The 12,482-nt window shown below is 59.9% G+C and carries 10 protein-coding genes; 2 read left to right on the top strand and 8 right to left on the bottom strand.

Annotated features, from left to right (window positions below):
• Positions 1-176: 176 nt before the first annotated feature.
• Positions 177-1,562, bottom strand: coding sequence for a M20/M25/M40 family metallo-hydrolase (locus tag FJU08_RS04910; RefSeq protein ID WP_141147861.1), 1,386 nt, complete (start codon positions 1,560-1,562; stop codon positions 177-179).
• 476 nt (positions 1,563-2,038) lie between these two features.
• Between FJU08_RS04910 and polA the strand changes: the two genes are divergently transcribed.
• On the top strand, positions 2,039-5,029 hold the full coding sequence (gene polA / locus FJU08_RS04905; protein ID WP_407943677.1) for a DNA polymerase I: 2,991 nt from the start codon (positions 2,039-2,041) through the stop codon (positions 5,027-5,029).
• Between the two features lie 31 nt (positions 5,030-5,060).
• A complete protein-coding gene (locus FJU08_RS04900) occupies positions 5,061-5,405 on the top strand; it encodes a DMT family transporter (protein WP_141148136.1) in 345 nt (114 codons plus the stop codon).
• Positions 5,406-5,440: 35 nt separating this feature from the next.
• Here FJU08_RS04900 and phnN read toward each other — a convergent pair whose 3' ends face one another.
• From phnN to phnC, 7 genes are all read right to left on the bottom strand, one after another.
• Positions 5,441-6,019 (bottom strand): phosphonate metabolism protein/1,5-bisphosphokinase (PRPP-forming) PhnN, encoded by a 579-nt coding sequence (phnN, locus tag FJU08_RS04895; RefSeq protein ID WP_181409749.1) that lies wholly within the window; start codon positions 6,017-6,019, stop codon positions 5,441-5,443.
• Positions 6,019-7,158, bottom strand: a complete 1,140-nt coding sequence (locus FJU08_RS04890; protein ID WP_141147859.1) for an alpha-D-ribose 1-methylphosphonate 5-triphosphate diphosphatase — start codon at positions 7,156-7,158, stop codon at positions 6,019-6,021. Before FJU08_RS04890 ends, phnN begins: the two co-directional genes overlap by 1 nt.
• Positions 7,159-7,180: 22 nt before the next feature.
• Entirely contained in the window at positions 7,181-7,867 is a 687-nt protein-coding gene (locus FJU08_RS04885) for a DUF1045 domain-containing protein (RefSeq protein ID WP_141147858.1), read from the bottom strand.
• A gap of 115 nt (positions 7,868-7,982) precedes the next feature.
• Positions 7,983-9,500, bottom strand: a complete 1,518-nt coding sequence (phnE, locus tag FJU08_RS04880; protein ID WP_141147857.1) for a phosphonate ABC transporter, permease protein PhnE — start codon at positions 9,498-9,500, stop codon at positions 7,983-7,985.
• Between the two features lie 14 nt (positions 9,501-9,514).
• Positions 9,515-10,480 carry a phosphonate ABC transporter, permease protein PhnE gene (phnE, locus tag FJU08_RS04875; protein ID WP_141147856.1) on the bottom strand — a complete coding sequence of 322 codons (966 nt, stop codon included), beginning with the start codon at positions 10,478-10,480 and terminating at the stop codon, positions 9,515-9,517.
• Positions 10,481-10,561: 81 nt separating this feature from the next.
• Positions 10,562-11,467, bottom strand: coding sequence for a phosphonate ABC transporter substrate-binding protein (gene phnD / locus FJU08_RS04870; protein ID WP_141147855.1), 906 nt, complete (start codon positions 11,465-11,467; stop codon positions 10,562-10,564).
• An 86-nt stretch (positions 11,468-11,553) separates the two neighbouring features.
• Entirely contained in the window at positions 11,554-12,423 is an 870-nt protein-coding gene (phnC, locus tag FJU08_RS04865; protein WP_141147854.1) for a phosphonate ABC transporter ATP-binding protein, read from the bottom strand.
• Between the last annotated feature and the right edge of the window lie 59 nt (positions 12,424-12,482).

The raw sequence follows: 12,482 nt of genomic DNA, 5'->3' as shown, positions 1-12,482 counted from the left end.
ATCCATCCTCGTCACTGGTCCGCTGCGATGATCATAGCTCGCGCGGCTTTAAGGCCCTGTTAAGGCGTGCCGGCAATCGGCAGTGCACAAATCGCTCATACAGGATGAATGCAAGATGAAGGCGGCCGCATCCTTTCGGTGCGACCGCCTTGCAAGGCTTTTAATGTCCGGCTGTCTCAGTCTGCCAGCGCGGCCAGAATGCGGATCCAGGAGCGAATGCCCTTATGGAAGGAATTCAGCTCGTATTTCTCGTTCGGCGAATGGATGCGGTCATCATTGAGCCCGAAGCCGACCAGCAGTGAATCCATGCCCAGCTTCTGGAAATCACCGACGATCGGGATAGACCCCCCCATGCCGATAACAACGGCGGGCTTCGGCCATTCGTCGCTGAGCGCGATCTGCGCCTTCTTCAGGAAGGGGGCGTCATAATCAAGATGAATGGCAGGCGAACCGCCATGCGGGTTGAATGTCACCGAGCAGTCGCCGGGGATTTTTGACTGCACATAGGCGCGGAAGCTTTCGCGGATCTTTTCCGGATCCTGGCTGCCGACAAGGCGGAAGGAAACCTTGGCAGAGGCCTTTGCCGCAATCACGGTCTTGAAGCCTTCGCCGGTATAGCCGCCGGTAATGCCATTGACCTCGGCCGTCGGCCGGGTCCAGGTCAGTTCCAGCACGGAACGGCCCTTTTCGCCGGAGGGGATCGCCAGGCCGATCTCGCCGAGGAAGCGCTGATCGGTCTCGCCAAGGCTTGCCCAGCCCTGCTTGATCTGTTCCGGGGTTTCCTCGACGCCGTCATAAAAGCCCGGCAGCGTCACACGGCCGGTTTCATCGTGGAGCCCGGCAAGGATATCGGCGATAATATGGATCGGATTGGCGGCGGCGCCACCGAAGAAGCCGGAATGCAGATCGCGGTCGGCGGCGGTGATCACCACTTCGTCGCCGACGAGGCCGCGCAGCGAAGCGGCAATGGCGGGTGTTTCGCGGTCCCACATGCCGGTGTCGCAGACAAGCGCGAAATCGGCCTTGATCATGTCTGCATGGTCTCTCAGGAAGGCCGGAAGCGATGGCGATCCGGATTCTTCCTCACCCTCGAACATGATGGTGACCTTGACCGGCAGCGTTTCGCCTTCCTCGCGATAGGCCCTGAGCGCCTGCAGAAAGGTCATCAACTGGCCCTTGTCATCGGAGGTGCCGCGTCCGGTCAGGATCTTGTGACCGGGCTCGACCTCCTTGACCTTCGGATCGAAGGGGTCATCGTTCCACAGATCGATCGGATCAATGGGCTGAACGTCATAATGGCCGTAAAACAGCACATGTGGCGCACCTTCAGGCGCTTCGGGGCTGTCGGCAATCACCATAGGATGGCCGGCGGTGGGAACGGTTCGTGCGATAAAGCCCAGCGTCTTCAATTCACCGACAAGCCAGTCCGCTGCCTTGGCGCAATCGGCCTTATAGGCCGGATCGGTCGATATCGAGGGAATGCGCAGGAGCTCGAAAAGCTTGTCGAGGCTGGAAGGAAGGTTGCTGTCGGCACGCGCCAGAAGCGCGGAAAGATCGGTCATGTCATGCCTCGGTCATATCCAGATGAGACGGGATTCGTCGCGCCGACCATAGGCATTTTTGTCGGCCGAGGAAACCGCTTTCACGGTTTGAAACGGCAGTCCGTGCTACGGAAGCAGCGGTAGATAAAGTCAGGTAAAGCGAAGCGAGGGGGAGAAGAATAGAAAATGCCGCCATGGCCTGGAGGGGGACGAGCCATGGCGGCGTTTTATGGGATAAAGGCCGGAGAGGGGGGATGGAGCCTTTATCCTTGTCTGAAGAGGCGGGGGACGGGCCTCGTTCAGGCATCGGCGTGATCAATCGCCGCTGAGATCTAAATGTACTTTGAATTGTGTCGATTCAAGGGACGATTCTACCCCGTTCGATTACAAATCAGTAATCTATGCTTATTTCTTTATCGCAAAGACCTATCCTGATTGTCAGGGGGAATCCCTCTGTCGCAAGGCTTTGCGGATGGACCTTTGAGGGCGGCCGGGTTATGGCTTCCAGCATGAAGAAGAACGATCACATTTTCCTGATAGACGGTTCGGGTTTCATCTTCCGGGCCTTTCATGCCTTGCCGCCGCTGACGCGTAAGCCAGACGGCCTGCCAGTGGGAGCCGTGTCCGGCTTCTGCAACATGCTCTGGAAGCTTTTGACGGCCGCCCGCGACACTTCGGTCGGTGTCACGCCGACCCATCTGGCGGTGATCTTCGACTTTTCTTCCCAGACATTCCGCAAGGAGATCTATCCGGATTACAAGGCGCATCGTCCGCCGCCGCCGGAAGACCTCGTGCCGCAATTCGCGCTGATCCGCGAGGCGACCCGCGCCTTCAATCTGCCCTGCATCGAGATGGAAGGGTTTGAGGCTGACGATATCATCGCCACCTATTGCGATCTGGCCGTTGCCGCCGGTGCCGAGGCCACGATCATTTCCTCTGACAAGGATCTGATGCAGCTCGTCGGGCCGCAGGTGCATATGTATGACGGCATGAAGGACAAGCAGATCGGCATTGCCGAGGTGATCGAGAAATGGGGCGTGCCGCCGGAAAAGATGATTGATCTGCAGTCGCTGACAGGTGATGCGGTCGATAATGTCCCCGGCGTTCCCGGTATCGGGCCGAAGACGGCGGCAACGCTTTTGGAAGAGTTTGGCGATCTCGATACGCTGCTTGAAAAGGCCGAGACCATCAAGCAGACCAAGCGCCGTGAAAACATCATCGCCAATCGCGATCTGGTGAAGATTTCCCGGCAGCTGGTGACGCTGAAGCGCGATTGCCCGGTGCCGGTCGCGCTCGACGATCTGGCGCTTGAAGCGCAGGACGGACCGAAACTGGTCGCCTTTCTCAAGGCCATGGGGTTCAACTCGCTGACCCGGCGCGTCGCCGAGGTGACCGATACCGAGGCGGCGGAAATCGAAGCCGCAGAGGTCAATGTTCAATGGGGTGCGGATGCGCACGGACCGGATCTCGATCCGGGTGTTGCGGAAAAATCGGCGAATGGCGGCGAAACGCCTGCAGGCAAGCCATCCTCCCTACCGGCAGTGGACGGCGCGGAAACGCCTTCCGCCTTTGCCGAAGCGCGGATGAAGCGTTTCGCCAGCCTGCCCATCGACCGTGAGCGCTATGTCGCGATCCGTGATCTCGATACGCTGAAACTCTGGGTGGCCGAGGCGAAGGAACGTGGTCTCGTCGCCTTTGATACCGAGACGACATCGCTTGATGCGATGCAGGCCGAACTCGTCGGCTTTTCGCTGGCGCTTTATGACCCTGAGGCCAAGAGCGATGCCGATCTGATCCGCGCGGCCTATGTGCCGCTTGCGCACAAATCCGGCACGGGCGACCTGCTCGGTGGCGGGCTGGTGGACGGCCAGATCCCGTTCGATGATGCGGTCGCCGTGCTGAAGGATCTGCTTGAGGACCGCTCTGTGCTGAAGATCGCGCAGAACCTCAAATATGACTATCTCGTCATGGCCCGGCTCGGCATCCGGATCGAGAATTTCGACGACACGATGCTGATCTCCTATGCGCTGGATGCCGGGGACGGCAGCCATGGCATGGACGCGCTGTCGGAGCGTTTTCTCGGTCACACGCCGATCCCCTATAAAGAGGTCGCCGGTACCGGCAAGGCCATGGTGACCTTCGACATGGTCGATATCACGCGCGCCACGGCCTATGCTGCGGAAGATGCCGATGTGACGCTGAGGCTCTGGCTGGTGCTGAAACCCCGTCTGGTGGCGGAAGGCGTGACCCGGGTCTATGAGCGGCTGGAACGGCCGCTGATGCCGGTTCTGGCGCGCATGGAAGCACGCGGCATCTCGATCGACCGGCAGATCCTGTCGCGGCTTTCCGGCGAACTTGCCCAGCGTGCAGCCGCATTCGAAGATGAGATTTACGCACTGGCTGGCGAGAAATTCAATGTCGGCTCGCCCAAGCAGCTCGGCGAGATCCTGTTCGGCAAGCAGGGGCTTCCCGGCGGCAAGAAGACCAAGAGCGGTCAGTGGTCGACCTCGGCCCAGGTTCTCGAAGACCTCGCCGCCGAAGGCCATGATCTGCCGCGCAAGATTGTAGACTGGCGCCAGCTCACCAAGCTGAAATCGACCTATACCGATGCGCTGCCGGGCTTTATCAACCCCGAGACAAAGCGTGTCCACACCTCCTATTCGCTGGCCGCGACCACGACCGGGCGCCTGTCCTCGTCTGATCCCAACCTGCAGAATATTCCGGTTCGCACGGCGGAGGGCCGAAAGATCCGCACCGCCTTCATCGCTACGCCGGGGCACAAGCTTCTGTCGGCTGACTACAGCCAGATTGAATTGCGGGTGCTCGCCCATGTTGCCGACATTCCGCAACTGAAGCAGGCCTTTGCCGATGGGATCGATATTCATGCGATGACCGCGTCGGAAATGTTCGGCGTGCCGGTCGAGGGGATGCCGCCGGATGTGCGCCGCCGCGCCAAGGCGATCAATTTCGGTATCATTTACGGCATTTCCGCCTTCGGTCTTGCCAATCAGCTGTCGATCGCGCGCGGTGAGGCTGGCGATTATATCAAGCGCTATTTCGAGCGGTTCCCCGGCATTCGCGATTATATGGAAGCGACCAAGCAGGAGGCGCGCGACAAGGGCTATGTCGAGACGATTTTCGGCCGGCGTATCCATTATCCGGAAATCAGCTCTTCCAACCACCAGGTCCGAAGCTTCAACGAACGGGCCGCGATCAATGCGCCGATCCAGGGCTCGGCGGCTGATGTCATCCGCCGGGCGATGATCCGTATCGAGCCGGAAATGGAAAAGGCAGGTCTTTCCGATGATGCCGAGATGTTGCTGCAGGTGCATGACGAACTGATCTTCGAAGTGAAGAATGACGCCGTCGAGAAGACCCGCGATCTGGTCGTCTCGGTCATGGAAGATGCCGCCATGCCGGCCATTTCCATGGCGGTGCCGCTGAAAGTGGATGCCCGTGCGGCGGATAACTGGGATGAGGCGCATTGATAGCGCGAAACAAGACAGGTGGTGAGAGATGATGAACCCGGTTCTGGTGGCCTATGGCGCGCTCGCAGTTGCCATCATCTCAGAGGTGATCGGCTCGACGCTTTTGCAGAAGTCGGAAGGTTTTACCCGGCTTTTGCCGACGCTTGGCGTTGCCGTCTTCTACATCATTGCCTTCTTCCTGCTGTCGCAGGCGCTGAAAGCCATTCCGCTCGGGGTCGCCTATGCCATATGGGCCGGACTTGGAATCGTGCTGACGGCGGCCATTAGCGTTGTCTATCTGCGCCAGCCGCTTGATCTTGCCGGCATGATCGGCATTGCCATGATTGTCGGCGGTGTCGTGGTGATGAACCTGTTTTCCACCACGGCCGGGCACTGAGCGCGGCTTTCTGGCTGGTCAAACAGCGCTCGTAATCAGCTTGGCAGATAAGCGCGGAGCGTGGTGATGAACATGGCCGCGGCGGTGTCGAGGTCACCGGAATTGTCGATGGAAATCACGTCAAAATCGCCATGAACGGCCATATTGGCCCGCGACAGGCGGTTGAGGATCTCCTCCCGGCTTTCCCGTCCGCGCGCCTGAAGCCGTGCGGCGAGAATATCCGGCGTCGCCGTCACATTGATCACCGTCAGCGCCGTGAAGGCATCGCGAAACAGCGGCAGCGCCTTGCGCGATCCGTTGCAGATCGCAATGCCGCCTCCGGCGACGAAATCGCACGCATCGGCGGGAATGCCGTAATGGAGCCCGTGGGCGGTCCACGACACGGCGAAGGCGCCGCGCTCTGCCATCTCGATGAAGGCGTCCGGCGTGGCACTGTCATGATCCTCGGTCGCGCCATCGCGCGGCCGGGTGATCACACGGCGCTGGAAGCGGATACCGTCATGGTTGGCAAGACTGACGGCCGCCCGGTTGATCAGACTGTCCTTGCCGGCGCCAGACGGGCCGACAACGACGATCACCCGTCCGCCTTCAGGCTTCGGTGTCGCAAGGTTCATCACGCAACCCGCTTTCCGCCGCGCCATACGGCGCGTGTCACCGGCACGCCTTCGGGGCGATAGACCCGTACGATATCGGCACGAAGGCCCGGCGCGATCCGGCCGCGATCAGTCAGGCCGACGGTTTTGGCAGGTGTTGCTGTTACCATTTTCAGCGCTTGCGGCAAGGTGATGCCGTCGACTTCATCGGCCAGCACGAAGGGGGCATAGATCAGGCTGAGCGGCACATAATCCGACGACAGCACATCGAGAACAGCATTTGCTGCGAGATCGCGCGCGGCGATGTTGCCGGAATGGGATTTACCGCGCACCACATTCGGCGCGCCCATCAGCACTGAAAGGCCAGCGCCGTGGGAGGCGCGGGCGGCATCGAAACTGGTCGGAAACTCCGCCAACTTCACACCGTGATCAACCGCCTCGCTCACATGCGCTTCGGTGGCATCATCGTGGCTTGCAACGGTGATGGCGCGGGCGGCACAGTGATCGGCAATATAGCGGCGATGCTTTTCTGAATAAAGCGCTGAGGCCTCCTGGCGGCGTTTGATGAAGGCGTCGAAGGCCTCATCGGAAAGACCACGCTTGGTCTTGTAATAGAGCGTATATTGTTCGAGCTCGGTAAACTGGCGCTGGCCTGGGGCATGATCCATCAGCGAGGCGAGTTTCACATGCGGGTCGTCTTCGAAATCGGAGAAATGTTCCAGCACATCGCCTGCCGAAACCTCACAGCGCAGATGCAGGAAGTGCTGGGCGCGCAGCCGGTCTTCTCGCTCGGCCTTTGAAATGGCATCGGCCATCTCGCGCATTTCACCCTGCTTGAAACCGCCATCTTCATCAGAGCCGAGGCGCAGGCAGTCAAACACGGTGGTGATGCCGGAGGTGACGATCTGGGCATCATGGGCCTGGACCGCAGCAATCTGGTTCCAGCGCACGCCGGGGCGCGGGGAATAGTGTCCTTCCAGATGGTCAGTGTGCAACTCCACGAGGCCGGGGATCAGATAGTCGCCCTCGAAATCCTCGCCATGGGCGCTTGCCCCTTCAGAAATATCGGCAATAAGCCCATCGCGGACAAGGACCGTGCCCTGGATGATTTCATCCTCGAGCACGATCGCGGCATTGGTGAATATGGTTTCCTTGGTCATTTCGGTTCAAGCTTTCGTCTGTTCAGCCGGCAAGCTTTTGCCAGCGTCTTACGGTAAAAGGTCCACCGCGCGTTTCCTCGACAAACAGCGCCAGCCCGTTGATCGCGAGCGGGCGGCCGATAAAAGGCGCGAAATATTCAGCCGCTGCCGAGCGGATTACGGTCGCATCGGTGCCCTGCACCGGCCCGGTCAGCGTCATGTGGAAGCGGAATTCATCAAAGACATAAGGGTAGCCCCAGCGCAGCAGATTGGCGCGCTCGGTATCCGACAGGCTCTCCGGTTTGCGGCGGGCAATATCGGCTTCGGAAAGTGGCGCACGCATCGGCTCGAACTGGTCAACCACGCCTGCGGCGAAGGCCTGGAGATGCGGGTAGCGCTCTGCCGGCACGAGGGCGAAGAAATTGCCGAGCTCGCCAAGGGTGATTTCCGGCAGGGTGAAGGCGGAATGCTTGCGGCAGAAAACGTCGAACGCAGCCTCCAGGGCAGCCGGCGTGACACTTTCTTTCAGCGTAAAGGGCGCCTTCAGTGTTGCGTGGAAACCGTAGCGGGCAGCCGCAGCGGTGACAACCTGCATTCGGTCGGGGCTGACCGGCACGGTTTCGGGAAAGCCCGTGGGCTCTGTGGAAAAGGCGCTGCGACCGAGCCAGCTGCTGGCCGCAATGGTCAGCGGATCGGTCGCCTCGGGAGTGAAATAGATGGCGTAGCGCAAGAAACGAAATCCTCGAAAACATGAAACCGGCAGCAAGGTGAGGGGATTCGCCCTTTCACACAAGCAACCGGTAGGCGCGGGGGCGAAAACGTCACCGCCCGCCCCCGTCGGAATGCTAATGCTGGTCGGTCTTCGCGGTGCCCATCAAACGCGATCTGAGCGCATTTGAAATATTATCGAAGATGAAGACCACAATAAGGATCAGCACCACCATATAGGCGACATTTTCCCAGTCGGAATTGGTGCGCATCGCCTCCCACAATTTCAGGCCGATACCGCCAGCACCAACCGCGCCGATGATGGTGGCCGAGCGGGTATTGCTTTCCCAGAAATAAAGCGCCTGCGAGCAGAAGACCGGCAGAACCTGCGGCAGCACGCCGAAACGCTGGACGGCAATCGGAGATGCACCGACGGATTTGACGCCCTCGCGCTGCTTGTCATCGATGTTTTCCAGCGCCTCGGAATAGAGCTTTCCGAGTGTGCCGGTATCGGTGAAGAAGATCGCCGACATGCCGGCCAGTGGTCCGGGGCCAAAGGCGCGGGTGAAGAACAGCGCCCAGATGAACATGTCTACGGAGCGCTGGAAATCGAAGAAGCGCTTGACGATCTGGTTCACGGGCTTGTTGCGGAAGATGTTGCGCGCAGCGAGGAAGGACAGCGGAAAGGCTAAAATTCCGGCGAAAAGCGTGCCGACAAAAGCCATGACAATGGTCTGGCCGAGTTTGATCCAGACATCGAGATGCTGCCAGGAAGGGTTATAGAGGAAATCATTCATCGCCAGGGCGAAATTGCTCTTTGACGGATCGATGCGCGGCGCAGATACGATCTCATGCATCACCTGGCTGAAGGGCATGCCCCAGAAGGCGGAATTGGTGTCGAAGAAGAAGTTTTCCCAGCCGAGGAAACGGCGGTGGACGAGAACCTTGTCATCGCGGATTTCAACATAACCGGCAAAGCCGTAATAGGCATAGACCTTGGCACCCGGCCGGTCCTGCTCGGCCCAGGATGGCAGCGAATCAAGCGGATAGACACCCTGATCATGGCGCAGCTCCAGGCGGATGGTCTCTGAACCACGCTGAAGGGTGACCAGCCGCGGCAGTACCGTGACCGACTTTCTGCCGCCAAGACTGATCGAGGCACTTGTGACGACCTCTTCGGTCACCGTCTTGGTGGCTGGCGCCGCCGTTTCCGTCTTGCCCTGCTCGCCGGCATTTTGCGGCGCGACGAACATGAAGGAGGAGGAGGGCGTTGTGGCCGGGGCGGCTTGCGTCGCAGCGCCGGTATCGATGGTGCGCGTCATTGCCTCTGTCGTGGCGGAGACCCAGTCGGGATCTGGATGTTCGCCCAGCGGCGAGAAGCGCGGATAGGTGACCTCCATGGCGCCATCGGCGGAAATTTCCACCGTCGGGCGGCCCTCATAGGAGATCCAGTCGGCGAGATAATTGCCGGCGATCGCCCAGTTGGCCGAGCCAAGAACGGCGCCAACGGAGAAAAACCACCAGCAGAAGGCGAGATAGGCAAGGGTGCCAGCGATGATCGCAATGGCACGAATGCGTGACTTCATTGATCCCTTGAGGAGATCGGGATGCCTTGCGGCGACGGCTTCCATTTCGGAAACGGCAATAACGCTCATGGTTTGAGTTCCTCTCACATGGCCGGGGCAAAGGCCTGATTGCCGACGAGGCGGCGTCTCAGCCAGGCGGAGAACTGGTCAACGGCAACAATGGTGCAAAAGAGAAGCAGCACGATAGCGATGGTCTTGGCGGCATGGCCACGGCTGATCGACAGCCGGAGCTGCTCGCCGATGCCACCGCCGCCAACGGCGCCGATAATGGTGGAGGCGCGGACATTGATTTCCAGACGCAGGAGGAAATAGCTCATGAAGTTTGGCAGAACCTGTGGCACGACACCGAACCAGACCTGCTCGACCCAGTTGGCACCGGAGGCTTTCAGGCCTTCGACCGGTTTCATGTCGGCATTTTCGACCACTTCGAAGAACAGTTTCCCGAGCGCCCCGATCGTATGGATCGTCACGGCGATCATTGCCGGGATCGGGCCGATCGACAGAATGGCGAGGAAAAAGCCGGCCAGCACGATTTCGGGAAAGGCACGCAGCACTTCCATGAAACGGCGGACCGTGCCGCGCAGCCAGACATTGCGGGTGATGTTCTTTGCCGCGAAGAAGCACAGCATGAAGGCGAAGACGAAACCGATAATGGTGGACACGATGGCGATATTCAGCGTTTCCAGCATCTTCTCGAAATATTCCGGCACGTAGAACTGGGTGCCGAACAGGTAGATGCGGCCATCGGGATAATCATATTGCAGCGAGCCGTCATAATAGGGCGATGCGCGGTCGAACAGCGCGCGGAAGGGCTCCAGCGCATCGCGTGGCACCAGCTCGCCGGTAAAATCGAGAAAATGCGGCAGACGGTCGAAGAATTTGCCGGCATTGGTGGCATTGGCAAACCAGAAGGAGCCGGCCAGCGCCAGAAACAGGATAACGAGCGTCAGAACGGTGTAGAAGCGCTTCTGGGCCGCAAGCTTCTTCCAGTGTTCCTCGATCAGCGCACCGCTGTCGCTCAATTTTGGCCGGTTGTCGGACGTCTTCATGAAATCTGCCTGGGACAATGTCGATAAACAAGAAGGCCCGTATCGCCGTGGCGATACGGGCTTTGAGGGATGAGGCTGAAATCAGCCGCCGATGGTGGCCTTGCGGGCGTTGATGATCGGCTGGTAGAAATCGACGTTGACGTCGGCGAAACCGGTGAAGTCACCGCCTTCAACGGCTGCGAAGCATTCCGGATCGGTCTTCGGCAGGTTGACCATGAAGTCCTTGACCTTGGTCTTCATGTCATCATTCAGCGAGCTGCGGACAACGATCGGGCCGTTCGGGATCAGCGGGCTTTCCCACAGCTGAACCAGATCGTCCATGTTGAGGATGCCCTTGTCGACCATCTTGCGCAGATTGCCGGAGGTGTAGCCATCTTCGAAATCGCCAACGCCTGAAGCCCAGGTCGTGCCGGCATCGAACGTGCCCTTGACGACTTCGAGAACCAGGTTTTCATGGCCGCCGCCGAAACCGGTTTCGGAGAAGAACTGATCAACCGGCATGCCAACGGCTTCCGGCAGCGTCACAGTCGGGATCAGGTAGCCGGAAGTGGAATCCGGGTCAGCGAAACCGAGCTTCTTGCCCTTCATGTCGGCAAGCGTGGTCATGCCGCTATCCTTGCGGGCGACCATGACCGAGTGATAGCCCATGGAGCCATCGGTCTGGACCGTCGTGAGGATCGGCTCAACAGCGTTCGGGTCGGAGAGGTAAGCCTTGGCATAGCCGGAAGCGCCGAGCTCTGCATAATCAAGCGTGCCGCCGAGCAGGCCCTGGATAACGCCGTCATAATCGGCAGCCGGGAACAGCTGGATGCTTTCAACGCCGATGGCGGCCGGCATTTCGTCGACCAGGCACTGGAAGTTGCGCAGGCGGTCGGATTCATTTTCGCCGCCGAGAATGCCGATGCGGAAGACCTTCAGGTCTTCGGCCATGGCCGAGGTCGAAAGCGCGGCAAGGGCTGCCGTGGCCAGAAGAATTTTCTTGAACATGACTGTCTCTCCTAGATGTCCGGCGTCCCTGCCGGATTTTGGGGATCGTATTTGCCCTTCACGCGGGCGCTCGTTGAGGCGTCCCGTTAAGGCGTGGCTGCCTCGGCTTCCGTCAGCAAGGGGTTGCCAACGGTCGATTTCCGGGCGCTTGCGGCAACAGGGAGCTTTTCCTCGTTAATGCTTGTCGAGGTCATGCTCTCGTCGATGCCGGCGCCGTTCCGGTCGGAACCGTAGATTTCGTGTACCTTCTCCGCCGTCAGCTCCTGCGGCGTGCCGTCAAAGACCACGCGGCCCTGCGACATGCCGATAATGCGCTCGCAATAGGCGCGGGCGGTATCAAGCGTGTGCAGATTGGTGATGACCGTGATGCCCTCGCGCTCGTTGATATCGCGCAGCGCATCCATCACCACCTTGGCATTGAGCGGATCGAGCGAGGCGATCGGCTCATCGGCAAGCACCATTTTCGGATCCTGCATCAGCGCCCGGGCAATGGCGACGCGCTGCTGCTGGCCACCGGACAATGTGCCGGCCTTCTGCAGCGCCGTCTGCTCGATGCCGAGCCGTTCCAGGGCGGCAATCGCCATGATCCGCTCTTCACGGGTAAACGAGTTCATCAGCGACAGCACGGTGGAGCGGTGGTTCAGCCGGCCGAGCAGGACATTGGTCAGCACGTCGAGGCGCGGCACCAGATTGAACTGCTGGAAGATCATCGCGCAATCACGCTGCCAGTCGCGCAGCGGCTTGCCCTTGAGCTTTGAAACATCATGATCGCCGAACAGGATCTCGCCTTCAGATGGGTCGATCAGCCGGTTGATCATGCGCAACAGCGTCGACTTTCCGGCGCCGGAACGGCCGATCACGCCTACCATCTGTCCCTGCGGGATGACGATGTTGACATTGCTGACCGCTGTCTTGACGCCAAAGCGGCGGGTGACGTTCCTGATTGCGAAGTTCATGCGACAACTTTCAACGAGATTTAAACGCCGGGCGCACCGCGTCCGGCAGGTCGGGGTGA

This window comes from Martelella alba, assembly GCF_006516955.1.
GTDB lineage: Bacteria > Pseudomonadota > Alphaproteobacteria > Rhizobiales > Rhizobiaceae > Martelella > Martelella alba.
This window is presented reverse-complemented; position numbering and strand designations above follow the sequence as displayed.